The sequence below is a fragment of the Microcystis sp. M079S1 genome (genome assembly GCF_020246425.1).
Lineage (GTDB): Bacteria > Cyanobacteriota > Cyanobacteriia > Cyanobacteriales > Microcystaceae > Microcystis > Microcystis aeruginosa.
This window is the reverse complement of the sequence record NZ_JADBSZ010000256.1, coordinates 1-12,328: the sequence shown is the minus strand read 5'-3', so window position 1 is coordinate 12,328 and position 12,328 is coordinate 1. Positions and strand designations below refer to the sequence as shown.

Genomic DNA, 12,328 nt, shown 5'->3' with positions numbered 1-12,328 from the left:
CATTACGGGACAAAGGGTTAACCTCGATTGATGATTTTCCTTGATATATCTGGGTTTCAGCGATTTTGGGCTTCTCGAAGTAAATCCCAAGCGGGGATTGGAGTTGAGGCTTTTCTCGATTTGTTTTTTGTCTAAGTCCCAATAGCAAAGATACTCTAAATCGAAACCCTAGCCAGAAAAATCGGAAAAACAGCCCTAGGGTTGCTCGCGAGTGCTATAAAGGTAGATAGTCATCTCGATCGCCTAATCGTCCTAACTATGCCACGCACTCAACGTAACGATAATTTTATTGATAAATCTTTTACCGTCATGGCGGATATAATTTTAAAGATACTGCCCGCCAATAAAAAAGCCAAGGAAGCCTTTGTTTATTACCGCGATGGGATGTCTGCCCAAGCTGACGGCGAATACGCCGAAGCCCTCGAGAATTACTATGAGGCTTTAACATTAGAAGAGGATCCTAACGATCGCAGTTATATCCTCTACAATATCGGCATTATCCACGCTAGTAATGGCGAGCATGAAAAGGCTCTGGAATACTACGAAGAAGCTATCCAACTTAATCCCAGAATGCCCTCCGCTTTGAATAATATCGCCGTTATTTACCATTTTCAGGGGGAAAAAGCCAGAGAAGACGGTCAACAGGCCGAAGCGGAAGCACTCTACGACAAAGCGGCAGAATACTGGAAACAAGCCATCCGATTAGCCCCCAATAACTACATTGAAGCCCAAAACTGGCTGAAAATCACCGGGCGATCGGAAATTGATGTTTTCTTCTAAATTGAGGAGACAGGAGACAGAATTCAGGAGTCAGGAGATTGCTTTTATTTATTATCCCCACTCCCTCACTCCCCCACTCCCCAATTCATAATTCATCATTCATCATTCATCATTCCCCATTTCTCCCATGATCGATCGAGCTACAGTTGAAAAAATCGCCCATTTAGCCCGTTTAGAGATTAATAGCGGCGAAGAAGAACAATTTGCGCTGCAATTAAGCGGAATCCTCGATTATTTCGAGCAGTTAAGCGAATTAGACACGGAAAATGTGCCACCCACCACGCGAGCGATCGAAATTCAAAATATCACTCGCGCCGATAGTAATAGACTTTATCCCGATCACGAGTTCTTAGTGCAAGAATCGCCGGCCCCAGAAGGGGATTATTTCCGGGTTCCCCGTATTCTCAACACCGACGAAGACTAAATCAGTGATCAGTGATCAGATTTGAGTTTTCAGTTCACTGATTACTGTTTACTGTTTACTGATCACTGATTTAGATGCCATCTAGGGTTTTTGCTGCTATCTTGGACTAAGATCAGACCTAGCAATGGAGACATAATATAATGATCGCATCTCAAGATGTGGCACCATTTCAGCTTATTTCGAGCGTAGAATCGGCAGCAACAGAATTTAGGCCTTGGGGTTCTTTCACCACTCTAGAAGAAGGTCTTGGTTATAAAATCAAGCGAATTGAAGTGAATCCGGGTCATCGTCTCAGTTTACAGATGCACTACCATCGCAGTGAACACTGGATTGTCGTTTCGGGAACGGCAAAAGTCACCTGTGGAGATAACGAAGAAATTCTCGGAGCCAATCAGTCCACTTATGTGCCGCAGTGTACCGCTCACCGTCTGGAAAACCCCGGGGTGATCAAATTGGTGTTAATTGAAGTGCAAAATGGGGAATATTTAGGAGAGGATGATATAGTCCGTTTTCAGGATGACTATGCTCGTCATCAGAGCTAAGACTGTGTTGAGGGAGACAGAAGGCCAAGAAACTATATTTTCGCCCCAAAAAACCTTTTTAGGTTAGTCTGCCTGACTGTCTTCCCTGTTGGCAAGGCTCGTCAAGTTTTAGAAAAATTTCCTTTTCCGGCCGGGTAGCGGTTTTCCTCATGGGAGGTAAAGGCGCGGGGAGGGGGATTGATTTTGACCATGTTGTGCGCGAAGAACGGGTAAAATCAGCAGAAAAATAAACTTCCCCTAGACCCTGTGTGGGAAGCTTGAGGAAAGCTAGGCTAGGGGAAATGATTTATTCCTTTGCTGGATTAACTTCACCATATAACTCTCATTTGTCAGGACTATAACAGCCAGATGTCAATTCTGTGACAAAGAAAAGCCGTCAGCTTTTTCTCGCCACTTCCCCACTTCCCCCCGCAACGCGCACGAAGTGGTCTCCCCTCTCCCATCTCCCAACTCCCGTCCACCTATTTTCTGAGAATTCTAGAGGTACTTGTAAATATTTGTTACAACGAGACGAGGAAAAATCTGACGACAGGGACACAAGAAAGGATTAGCGACGGGGATCAAGGATTTCAGCAGGAAATTGTATTGGGGATCAAGAGAAACCGATTGTAAAGTTTTCGATACCTCTCGCCGATTCTTGTAATAGTTCGATACATATAACACAGATGATCAGCGATGATTGTAAATTTATATTGCGAATAGCTCATCTTCTTCGGTGTTTTCCCTATACTGGTTTTCATCAACTTTGAGCCGACGTGCAGAAAAGTTAGACCACCAAGTTTGTAAGAGGTCAGGAAGATGCAATTAACCGCAAGAAATAACTGGGGCCACGTTTCTTTAGCAATGCTAAAAAGCTTTCTTCTCTGGAGTTTTGTCCTCACTGTCTGTTTATTAGTAGTGGGATTTCCTTTAGTAGTATTAATGATGACAGTGGGAGCATTGTCGGCGATTATCTTACAGTCAGTTTTACCGATTAGTTCCGTGCTTTTAGTTGCGGGAATGATTATTGGTATTAATATTTTGGCTATCCTAATTAGTGCCGCTTTATTAACAGCAAAAGGTGTTCATCCCCATGAAGTTAGCTGGTTGCACTGGTTACACGGTGAGGTAAAAACCTCTCATCAAGCTGTTTATGCTTCTTGCCCCTTAACTTGCGGGGTAGTTCATTAAATCTGATTTTCTTACAGTGGAATTGCTTACCTTTTTTCTATTTAGATTTATTTAAGTTTTCAACTGCTTTATCGGTTGACTATACACACTCCAAGCTAGTGGAACCCGGTTTTCCCGGGTTTTTTCATCGTTATTGAGCTAAAGCAGTTATCTGAATGGTGAGGTACGAAGTTTTCGTTTTGGGGAGTCGGTCTTCGCTCAAATTAGGTTAAACTTCATCTGTTATGAGAAAGGCTGTAACTGAATATTAGAAGATAGGGAAATAAAAGCTTTTTTGCTGTGATCGGTAAACAGTGATCAGTTAACTGAAAACTCACATCTGATCACTGATAACTGATAACTGATAACTGATAACTAACCGGTATAATGGGGGAGAAAACCGGAAAAAATCGATGTCTAGCCTTCCAGAAACCGACAATCCCAGCTACAAGGGCATCTTAAAGGCATTAAACCATTTAATCACCGTTGTTGCCCGTTTACGAGACCCAGAAAGCGGCTGTCCTTGGGATTTAGCCCAAACCCCGGAAACCCTAATTCCCTACGTTATCGAAGAAGCTTATGAGGTGGTAGCGGCGATTAAAAGCGGTGATAAAACTGCCATTGCCGAGGAATTAGGCGATTTACTGCTACAGGTGGTTTTACAAGCCCAAATTGCCAGTGATGAGGGTAATTTTAGCCTAGAAGAAGTGGCTAGGGGCATCACTGATAAATTAATTCGTCGTCATCCCCACGTTTTCGGGGAGCTATCCCTAGAAAATCCCGAACAGGTGCGTCAAAATTGGGAGAAAATCAAAGCTGAGGAAAAAAATGACCCGACTATTAGCGGTAAATTAACCCGTTATGCCCAAACTTTACCACCCTTGATGGGGGCGATGAAAATTTCTCGGCAAGCGGCGCGAGTCGGTTTTGAATGGGAAAATATCGCAGGAGTCTGGGAAAAATTCGGCGAAGAGTTAGCAGAATGGCAAGAGTCCCTAGAATCGGGCGATAAAGAGCATCAACAGGCAGAATTAGGCGATTTACTCTTTACTATTGTCAATCTTGCTCGCTGGTATAATTTAGACCCCAGCATCGCTTTACAAGAGACTAATCTGCGTTTTATTCAACGTTTTTCCCTAGTGGAATCCGTGGCGGAAAAGCCTCTCCATGACTATACACTAGAGGAATTAACAGTTTTCTGGCAGCAAGCGAAAGCTAAGTTACATCAACCATCATCTGGGCAATAATGCAAGAGCAAGAAATTAATAAGGACAAATCTAAGAGTTTTTGGGCTTCTATTCGAGAAAATCTGCAAATTATCGCTATAGCTTTAGTTTTAGCCCTATTGATCCGCACTTTTGTGGCTGAACCTCGTTTTATCCCCTCCGATTCTATGTTACCCACTTTAGAACAGGGCGATCGCTTAGTAGTGGAAAAACTTTCCTACGATTTCCATCCCCCTCGAAGGGGGGATATCGTCGTGTTTGAACCGCCGGCACAATTACAATTACAGGGATATCAAAAGGACCAAGCTTTTATTAAAAGAGTGATTGCCACAGCAGGGGATGTGATTGCTGTCAAGGAGGGCAAAATTTATCTGAATAATCAACCCTTGTCAGAGGATTATATTCTCGAATCCCCTCAATATAATTTAATGCCTTTGCTCGTGCCAGAGAATAATTTATTTGTCATGGGAGATAATCGCAATAATAGCAATGACTCCCATATCTGGGGGTTTTTACCAGAAAATAACGTGATTGGTAGGGCGGTTTTTCGCTTTTTTCCTTTTAATCGTTTGGGGATTTTAGGGGGGAATAGCTAACAGGAATTTTTAGCCCTGACGATGTTGAACAATTAAGACGGAACAGGGGGCGTGATGGAGAACATAATTACTCACACTACCTAAGAATAACTCTCCTAGACCCGATCGCCCACGCCGGCCGATGACAATTAAATCAATATTTTCCTCTCGCGCCACTTTACAGATAGTTTTGGCTGCATGACCGTAAATTTGCCGGTATTCTCCCTTTACACCCATTTCTCCCGCCTGATTAGCTCTTTTTTGCAACATTGCCACCCCTTTCTGCTCAAATTCTTCCCATTGTTGCCGCCAAAAATCGAGAGTGAGATCATTGCCCTGGGCGGGGTAAATATCGGCTAAATTGGGCGGAATCGGTAAAGGGCTATAATCTTCTTCAGGGGAAAGGACGTGCAGTAGTAGGAGGTTAGCTTCGTACTTACTGGCTAAGGATACAGCCTCCTTAAAAACACTCTCCCCCATCTCTGACAAATCTACTGCTATCAAGATTTTTTGATACATTTTTCAGCCTCTGCAACCATGCCTTATTTAACGGAATCCGACGCTATTAAGAATGCGATCGATCACTTTTCTCATTTTCCCATTCTTTGGTTAGATACGGAAGTAGCCGATTACAATAGCAAGACTCCCCGTTTGTCTCTGATTCAAATTCTTGCTGATTCCACGGACTTAACGGGTGAGCGGGTGACAATTTTGGATGTTCTCGATCGACCGGACCTGATCGATTATTTTATCACTAAAATCATGCTGGTTGACCAGATAGAAAAGGTTTTTCACAATGCTAGTTATGATTGTAAATTTTTGGGCGGTAAAAGCAAAGTTAAAAAAATTACCTGTACCCTAGAGTTAGCTAAAAAGGTTCCCTACTATATTGCTCCTTTACCCAATTATCAACTGAAAACCGTGGCTGAATGTCTTTGTCATTTTCCCGCTATTGATAAAAGTGAACAGGGGGGTAATTGGGGCAAAAGACCTTTAACCGCGGCCCAGCTAGAATATGCACAAAAAGACCCCGTATATACGGCCCAAATCCATCATCGTCTTTTGCCGCTTTCCCATTTAATTACTCCCGATCCTGCGGGTGAGAATCTGGAAAGATTAACTAATCGTTATTGGGAAATTTACCAGCAATGGAAGATTTTAGATACAGAGATGGAACATCTCAAGGAACGTTTAAAGTCGGCAATTATCCAGCAAGAGGCTGCGGAGATTAACGGATTTTCGGTCAGTTACCAAAATCGCACCAGCAAAAAAGTTAAACTGGTCGAATTAGCCAAAGTTGTCTATTTATCGGGCCAGGATAGCCAAATATCTCTCTCCTTAACTAATGATTTTCTCAAAGAATTAGGGGATTTAGTCCAAGGGTTAACCATCGAGGAAACTAGCCAAAAAATCAGTCAATTGACCATCAAACAAAGTGAAGCTGACTTGACATGATTATAGCAGAATTCAGCAGATAAAAGTCGGGAGTCGGTCGTCAGGAGATAGGAGTCAATACCAAATTAGGTTATACTTAATGTTTATGAGAAAGGCTGTAATAGCTAGAAAAAATTGCTTGTGGGGATAATCTAAATGACTGTAAAGATCGCTTATCTGGGGCCGGTGGGAACCTATTCAGAAACAGCCGCTTTAGCATTTGCTAATAGTTTACCACCTCAGCCTCGTCAATTAATACCCTATCCTAGCATTGCCCTGGCCTTGCGATCGGTTGTCCAAAATCAGGCCGATTTAGCAGTAGTCCCGGTGGAAAATTCCACCGAAGGAAGTGTGGTAATGACTCTTGATGCTTTATGGCAATTACCCGGGTTACAGATTCAACAAGAATTAGTTTTACCGATTTCCCATGCACTTCTATCTCCCAGGCAATCGCTAACAGAAATTAAAACCGTTTATTCCCATCCCCAAGCTTTAGCCCAATGTCAAAAATGGCTAGAAAATAATTTACCTACCGTGCCAATTATTCCCACCAATTCTACCACAGAAGCGATTCAAATTCTTGATCGAGAGGCTAATTCGGCCGCTATTGCTTCTCCCCGGGCGGCAAAACTCTATAATGTACCAATATTAATACAACCAATTAATGATTATCCCGATAATTGTACCCGTTTTTGGGTAATGGCTTTAACTTCCCATCCCCAAGGTGAGCGAATGTCCCTCGCTTTTCAGGTTTTAGATCAACCCGGTGCTTTAGTCAAACCTTTAGAAGTTTTTGCCAAACGTCAGCTTAATTTATCTCGGATCGAATCACGACCAACTAAACGATCTTTAGGGGAATACATATTTTTTATTGATCTAGAAATTAATCCAGATCAACAGCATTTAATCGCGGCAACTTTAGAAGAATTAACCAATTATACCGATGCGATCGATGTTCTTGGTGCTTATCAGGTGGTTAATTTACCTGTAGAAAGTTTAGAGGAATTATAAACTAAATTACTCATAAATTACAGAAATTAAATAGGGTTTGCTGAAAAAGTTTTTCCTGGGGGCAGGGTGTGGGGTGTGGGGTGTGGGGTTTTACCGGTTTTGAGGTGGCCAATTACCTAATTTTCAGGGAAAAAGTCCCGGAATTTTCCCCCTGATCACTCCCATGCCCGGTACTTTTTGATTGACAAAAAGTCTAAAAGTCTTACCCAACAAGGTTTTTAGATTTATTCAGCCAACCCTAAATAGAGATATTTTAGCTTTTAAGAGAGGGAAGAATCGGCAAAGATGAGTTTTCCTCTGGGGTAGAATCAAGCTTTCTTTCCCCCAGTAGAGGAAGAATAATTTCTACAGTTGTTCCTAAACCTTGACCTTGACTAGAGATAGTAATATCTCCCTCCATCATTTTCATAAAATTCTTAGAAATAGCTAATCCTAAACCCGTACCGCTAAATTTTCTAGTGGTGGAACCATCAATCATCACAAAAGGACGGAACAATTTTGATTGCTGCTGGGGGTCTATACCGATTCCTGTATCGATTATAGTAATAATAGCCTGTGTATTTTCTAGGCGAGTTATTAAAGAAATTGTGCCTGTATCAGTAAATTTAATTGAGTTATAAATAACATTCAAAATTACCTGTTTTAATTTAGTGGTATCAGCATAGACTATCGGATTTTCTGGACAGAAAAGTAAATTTAATTGTAAGCATTTACGTTGCAGCGATGCTGTTTGTAAATTAATAACTTCATTGATAATTTGGTGTAAATCTACTGGTTCAGGATTAACGGAAAGTTTGCCCGCTTCTATTTTAGCAATACTGAGAATATCATCAATAATTTCCAAAAGATGTACAGCTGCATTATCCGCTTGTTGCAGATATTCTTTTTCCTCCTGCTCACTATTACAAAATCCATCCATAACGCAACGAATTGAGCCAATGATACCATTGAGAGGGGTGCGTAATTCGTGGGAAGTATTGGCCAAAAATTGGTTTTTTAATTGATTAGCATTTTCCGCTTCTTGCCAACTCTTAACTATTTCCTCTCCCCAAAGGCGTAAACGTTCGATCATTTCCTCTAAGGCCGAGGCTAACTGATTAATTTCTCGAATATTAAAGTTCTGTGGTGTAATATTTTGTGAAGGAATTTTATGAATATTTAAGGCATAATCTCGCAGTTTTTCTAAAGGTCTAGCTAGATCCCTGGCGATCAGTGCAATAGCTACTAAATAAGCTAATAATAAACTGGAAATCAGATAAAAAACTGCCTCCCAAATTTGTTGTAGAGGAGCCAGAGCTTGGGAGAGGGGACTAATGGCTAAAACTATCCATTTTTGCGATGATTCTCCCGTAACTGGACTGGGGAGGGAACTATAACCTGCGACTAATTCTTTGCCATATTTCTCGAAAGAAAATAAATGGATAAATCTCTGCTGACCTCTAACAGCATTACTGATTATTATATTGAGGCGTTCCGCATCAGCTTCTTGACTGATATGGCTACCAATGCGATCAAAATAGGGATGAGCGAGAATAATGCCATTGTCAGAAATAACCACGGGATAACCCGATAAAGAACCGGGTAAAACCTTCTCACGGTAAAGTAGAGAAGTTTGCAGAATCAGACTAGATTGTAATTGTCCTTGATTATCGTAGATGGGAACGGCAAAAACTAATTCTAATTGACGATTATTATTGGGAGATTTAGTTAGAAATTGTCGGGGTAAACCTCTAACTAGAATATTTTGGATATTACCAGCAGAGCTAGTCCGTTTTTCTGTCCATCTTTCCAGGGGCAAAACTTTGATAATTTCTGGTTGACAGGCTCGATTTAATAAAGGTTTCTTGGTCTTAATATCAATTAATTCCACACAGTTAATCTGATTAGGAAGCTGCTCCGTGAATTGTTGTAAAAAAGCTTCTTTTTCGGCTAAGGTTCCCTGTTTTAAAACCAGACTTTCGCCCGCAGTGATCAGATTAACCTGCAAAAATTGAATTGATTGATCAATATTGTCTGCTTTTCTGATGGCACTTTCGGTGAGATTTTGACGGGCCGTTTCCAAAAAAGCCGATCGCGCCTTACGATAGGTGACATAAACTCCCATTAGTAGTACAGGTACACTGACTAGGAGTAAGCGAGAGAGCAGAATACGACGAAAGGAGGATTGACCGATAGACATGGGCAGAAATCGGTTTGATTCTTGCTATCAAACTCTAGACTATACTAGCCTATTCACCAATCGAACCAGGTGATATCCCTGATCATTTGCCATGAATTGTCCTCACACCACCGTTATTTTAGCCATGAGTGCCGATGGTAAAATTGCCGACGCCTACCAGTCGGCGGCCAGATTTGCCTCTGCTACCGATAAAATGCGTCTAGAACAACATTTATCGCGCATGGATGCCGCTTTATTCGGTGCTAACACCCTGCGCGCTTATCACACCAGTCTTCCTATCCGTCATGCCGATTTTCTCGCATACCGTCAACAACGGGGATTATCTCCCCAGCCGATACAGATCGTTTGTTCTCATTCAGGCCAGCTTGATCCCCGGATGAAATTTTTTCAGCAGCCTTTCCCGCGCTGGTTAATCACGGCAGCGGAAAAAGTGGCGGCATGGGAAAATCGGGGTTTATTTGAGCTTGTCTTAGTCTGCGGTGATTGGAAGGCTATTTTTAGTCAATTTACCGACCTAGGTATCAAAAAGCTGGCAATTCTGGGAGGAGGTGAATTAATTGCCTCTCTTTTAGGTGAAGATTTAATCGATGAAATCCATCTAACTATTTGTCCGTTGCTGTTAGGAGGCAATAAAGCGGCAACTCCTCTGGGAGGAACTGGATTTATGGCTGATTCTGCCAGAAAATTACGACTTTTGAGCGTGGAAACCTTGGAAGAAGAAATTTTTTTACATTATTCCCTTGAACGGCAGTCCCATAAATCTCAAAACTAGATTACCTTAAATAAAAAGGTTGACTTATCTTGTCCCATGGTAGAACAGCTTAAACCACAATATTCTGTCGCTTGGATTGATAAAATGAGTGAGATTCCCCAACAAAAATGGGATGCTCTCGCTCAACCCCTAACTACTCCCTTTCTCGAGTGGCAATGGTTACATAATATCGAAACTTCCGGCAGCGCCACGGGACGCACGGGGTGGCAACCCGCTCATCTCACAGTTTGGCGCGGTGCTGAGTTAATTGCCGCCGCTCCTTTGTATATTAAAAGTCATAGTTACGGTGAATTTGTCTTTGACCATCAATGGGCGGATCTTTCCCATCGTTTAGGGATTGGATACTATCCGAAACTGTTAGGAATGACCCCTTTTACTCCGGCGGTGGGTTATCGTTTTTTAATTGCTCCAGGGGAAAATGAACTGGAAATTACTGCTTTAATGATAGGGGCGATTGATCATTTTTGTGACCAAAATAATCTGTCGGGTTGTCATTTTCTTTTTGTGGATCCCCAATGGCGAATTTTAATGGAAAATTTGGGCTTTACCCCCTGGTTACACCATAGTTATATCTGGAATAACAAGGGTTTTCAAAGTTTTGAAGATTATCTGACGGTTTTTAATGCCAATCAACGCCGCAATATTAAACGGGAACGGAAAGCGGTGACTAATGCGGGGTTAATTATTAAAACTCTGGCTGCCGAGGAAATTCCCCATCATTTATTCCCGTTAATTTATCGGTTTTATAGCAGTACCTGTGATAAATTTTACTGGGGAAGTAAATATCTGACACAGAAATTTTTTGAACAATTATATCCGAATTATCGTCAGCGAGTGGTTTTGATTACTGCCTACCAAAATGAAAAGGATACTAAACCGGTGGGTTTATCTTTTTGTATTCGCAAAGATACTAATCTTTATGGTCGTTACTGGGGCAGTTTTCAGGAGTACGACTGTTTACATTTTGAAGCTTGTTACTATCAACCGATCGATTGGGCAATTAGTCAAGGTATTACCATGTTTGACCCGGGTGCGGGAGGACAACATAAAAAAAGACGGGGTTTTCCTGCCACTGCTAATCACAGTTTACACCGTTTTTATCATGGCAAAATGACTCAAATTCTCCGCAATTATATCCATGAAATTAATCAAATGGAACAGGAAGAAATTGAAGCAATCAATCAAGATTTACCTTTTTCTAAGAGAGAAATTGAGTTGAACGAGTAATTTAGATAGTTAATTGTCCCTGGGTGCATCTCATTTTTGTAAATCTACTGAGTTGGGATTTTTAAAGGGAAACTATCTTCTAAAATTGGTTATTACTTCCGATTTGATCACTCAATCCTAGGGTTGATTCATGGTAGGGTTGATTCATGAATCAACCCTACCCGTTGGGGACGCAAGCGCCGTCCCCAAACCCCGAAGCGCATTAGTTTTTCGGTGGGATGCTTACAGGCAGCTGCCGATATATTTGTAATAATTTAAGAGTCACTGATAATTGCTAATTGTCCGTATTTCTGCAAATGTGAGCTGCAGCCATTGTCCCTATTAGTGCAATCAACTATGAATACGAGGTTCCGGGTGCAGAGTAGTGAGAATTTCACTTTCGATCGCCGCTAGGGTTGCTAAACGTTCCTCGATCACTGTACGTTCAAAATAATCCGCTGCTAATAGCCAATAAATACCATAATGACGGGCTTCGGAAGCCATTAAACCGCGATAAAATTTGCCTAAATCGGGATCAGGACAATATTCTCCCAATAAACCCAATCTTTCGTGGGAACGCGCCTCGATTAAAGCTGATATTAACAGAGAATCCAAAAGGCGATCGGGTTCTTGGTGACGAATCTGGGCTTTTAATTTAGCACCATAAGGGGGAGAATTCAAGGGAGCGAGGGGAATTCCCCATTTATCCAACCATTGATTGACCTGTTCAAAATGTTCTAATTCCTCTTGGGCGATCGCCGTTAATTTCCGCACGAGGGAAGCGTAGGAAGGATAACGAAACTTGACATCCTCGCCGCCCTAAAAGTGCGGCGATTCCTAAACCTCACGATTTAAGTTTCTGCTTCCACCACCGTCGCATACCACAGTTTAAAAACCATGTACTGTCTTACACAGAGTCCACAGACTTTCGCCCCATTTCAGAAGCCCGATTCCGTGTGTCCCACGGTACGTTGACCGCCTATAGCTTCTTGTACTTGTTGCGCGCGACTTTTTACCCGGCCAAGCTTTT

Annotated in this window: 12 protein-coding genes and 2 pseudogenes; 11 read left to right on the top strand and 3 right to left on the bottom strand. The window is 41.9% G+C overall.

Annotation, left to right across the window (positions count from 1 at the left end; translation table 11 throughout):
- Nucleotides 1-258: 258 nt before the first annotated feature.
- The 6 genes from IM456_RS16975 (at nucleotide 259) to lepB (ending at nucleotide 4,717) form a co-directional block, all read left to right on the top strand.
- The gene (locus tag IM456_RS16975) at nucleotides 259-780 is read left to right on the top strand and encodes a photosystem I assembly protein Ycf3 (RefSeq protein WP_149987988.1); all 522 of its coding nucleotides are present in this window, start codon (nucleotides 259-261) and stop codon (nucleotides 778-780) included.
- A gap of 127 nt (nucleotides 781-907) precedes the next feature.
- On the top strand, nucleotides 908-1,204 hold the full coding sequence (gatC, locus tag IM456_RS16970) for an Asp-tRNA(Asn)/Glu-tRNA(Gln) amidotransferase subunit GatC (RefSeq protein ID WP_149987987.1): 297 nt from the start codon (nucleotides 908-910) through the stop codon (nucleotides 1,202-1,204).
- A gap of 140 nt (nucleotides 1,205-1,344) precedes the next feature.
- A complete protein-coding gene (locus IM456_RS16965) occupies nucleotides 1,345-1,746 on the top strand; it encodes a phosphomannose isomerase type II C-terminal cupin domain (protein WP_002760121.1) in 402 nt (133 codons plus the stop codon).
- Nucleotides 1,747-2,544: 798 nt separating this feature from the next.
- The gene (locus tag IM456_RS16960) at nucleotides 2,545-2,916 is read left to right on the top strand and encodes a hypothetical protein (RefSeq protein ID WP_002797213.1); all 372 of its coding nucleotides are present in this window, start codon (nucleotides 2,545-2,547) and stop codon (nucleotides 2,914-2,916) included.
- Nucleotides 2,917-3,308: 392 nt separating this feature from the next.
- A complete protein-coding gene (gene mazG, locus IM456_RS16955) occupies nucleotides 3,309-4,142 on the top strand; it encodes a nucleoside triphosphate pyrophosphohydrolase (protein ID WP_287694324.1) in 834 nt (277 codons plus the stop codon).
- Nucleotides 4,142-4,717, top strand: coding sequence for a signal peptidase I (gene lepB, locus IM456_RS16950; RefSeq protein WP_147069874.1), 576 nt, complete (start codon nucleotides 4,142-4,144; stop codon nucleotides 4,715-4,717). Before mazG ends, lepB begins: the two co-directional genes overlap by 1 nt.
- 9 nt (nucleotides 4,718-4,726) lie before the next feature.
- On the opposite strand, the gene IM456_RS16945 is transcribed toward lepB, so the two are convergent.
- Nucleotides 4,727-5,215, bottom strand: coding sequence for a universal stress protein (locus IM456_RS16945; RefSeq protein WP_149987986.1), 489 nt, complete (start codon nucleotides 5,213-5,215; stop codon nucleotides 4,727-4,729).
- A gap of 18 nt (nucleotides 5,216-5,233) precedes the next feature.
- Between IM456_RS16945 and IM456_RS16940 the strand changes: the two genes are divergently transcribed.
- Both IM456_RS16940 and pheA read left to right on the top strand, forming a co-directional pair.
- Nucleotides 5,234-6,151, top strand: a complete 918-nt coding sequence (locus IM456_RS16940; protein WP_287694319.1) for a ribonuclease D — start codon at nucleotides 5,234-5,236, stop codon at nucleotides 6,149-6,151.
- A gap of 135 nt (nucleotides 6,152-6,286) precedes the next feature.
- A complete protein-coding gene (gene pheA, locus IM456_RS16935; protein WP_149987984.1) occupies nucleotides 6,287-7,141 on the top strand; it encodes a prephenate dehydratase in 855 nt (284 codons plus the stop codon).
- Nucleotides 7,142-7,394: 253 nt separating this feature from the next.
- Here pheA and IM456_RS16930 read toward each other — a convergent pair whose 3' ends face one another.
- Complete coding sequence (locus IM456_RS16930; protein WP_149987983.1) at nucleotides 7,395-9,320, bottom strand: sensor histidine kinase; 1,926 nt, start codon at nucleotides 9,318-9,320, stop codon at nucleotides 7,395-7,397.
- 91 nt (nucleotides 9,321-9,411) lie between these two features.
- On the opposite strand from IM456_RS16930, the gene IM456_RS16925 reads away from it, so the two are divergent.
- The 3 genes and pseudogenes from IM456_RS16925 (at nucleotide 9,412) to IM456_RS23600 (ending at nucleotide 11,577) form a co-directional block, all read left to right on the top strand.
- Nucleotides 9,412-10,092, top strand: coding sequence for a RibD family protein (locus IM456_RS16925; protein ID WP_149987982.1), 681 nt, complete (start codon nucleotides 9,412-9,414; stop codon nucleotides 10,090-10,092).
- Nucleotides 10,093-10,128: 36 nt separating this feature from the next.
- The gene (locus tag IM456_RS16920; RefSeq protein ID WP_149987981.1) at nucleotides 10,129-11,319 is read left to right on the top strand and encodes a GNAT family N-acetyltransferase; all 1,191 of its coding nucleotides are present in this window, start codon (nucleotides 10,129-10,131) and stop codon (nucleotides 11,317-11,319) included.
- Nucleotides 11,320-11,371: 52 nt separating this feature from the next.
- A pseudogene (locus tag IM456_RS23600) lies at nucleotides 11,372-11,577 on the top strand (hypothetical protein).
- Between the two features lie 72 nt (nucleotides 11,578-11,649).
- Here the strand turns inward: IM456_RS23600 and IM456_RS16915 are convergent.
- A pseudogene (locus IM456_RS16915) lies at nucleotides 11,650-12,108 on the bottom strand (MiaE family protein); the annotation flags it as partial.
- Nucleotides 12,109-12,328: the final 220 nt, after the last annotated feature.

Bases quoted from the DNA above. Each gene is read 5' to 3' on its own strand.
- IM456_RS16920 (WP_149987981.1), top strand. From the start codon at position 10,129: ATGGTAGAACAGCTTAAACCACAATATTCTGTCGCTTGGATTGATAAA.
- IM456_RS16930 (WP_149987983.1), bottom strand. From the start codon at position 9,320: ATGTCTATCGGTCAATCCTCCTTTCGTCGTATTCTGCTCTCTCGCTTA.
- gatC (WP_149987987.1), top strand. From the start codon at position 908: ATGATCGATCGAGCTACAGTTGAAAAAATCGCCCATTTAGCCCGTTTA.
- mazG (WP_287694324.1), top strand. From the start codon at position 3,309: ATGTCTAGCCTTCCAGAAACCGACAATCCCAGCTACAAGGGCATCTTA.
- IM456_RS16960 (WP_002797213.1), top strand. From the start codon at position 2,545: ATGCAATTAACCGCAAGAAATAACTGGGGCCACGTTTCTTTAGCAATG.
- IM456_RS16965 (WP_002760121.1), top strand. From the start codon at position 1,345: ATGATCGCATCTCAAGATGTGGCACCATTTCAGCTTATTTCGAGCGTA.
- IM456_RS16945 (WP_149987986.1), bottom strand. From the start codon at position 5,215: ATGTATCAAAAAATCTTGATAGCAGTAGATTTGTCAGAGATGGGGGAG.
- IM456_RS16940 (WP_287694319.1), top strand. From the start codon at position 5,234: ATGCCTTATTTAACGGAATCCGACGCTATTAAGAATGCGATCGATCAC.
- pheA (WP_149987984.1), top strand. From the start codon at position 6,287: ATGACTGTAAAGATCGCTTATCTGGGGCCGGTGGGAACCTATTCAGAA.
- IM456_RS16925 (WP_149987982.1), top strand. From the start codon at position 9,412: ATGAATTGTCCTCACACCACCGTTATTTTAGCCATGAGTGCCGATGGT.
- lepB (WP_147069874.1), top strand. From the start codon at position 4,142: ATGCAAGAGCAAGAAATTAATAAGGACAAATCTAAGAGTTTTTGGGCT.
- IM456_RS16975 (WP_149987988.1), top strand. From the start codon at position 259: ATGCCACGCACTCAACGTAACGATAATTTTATTGATAAATCTTTTACC.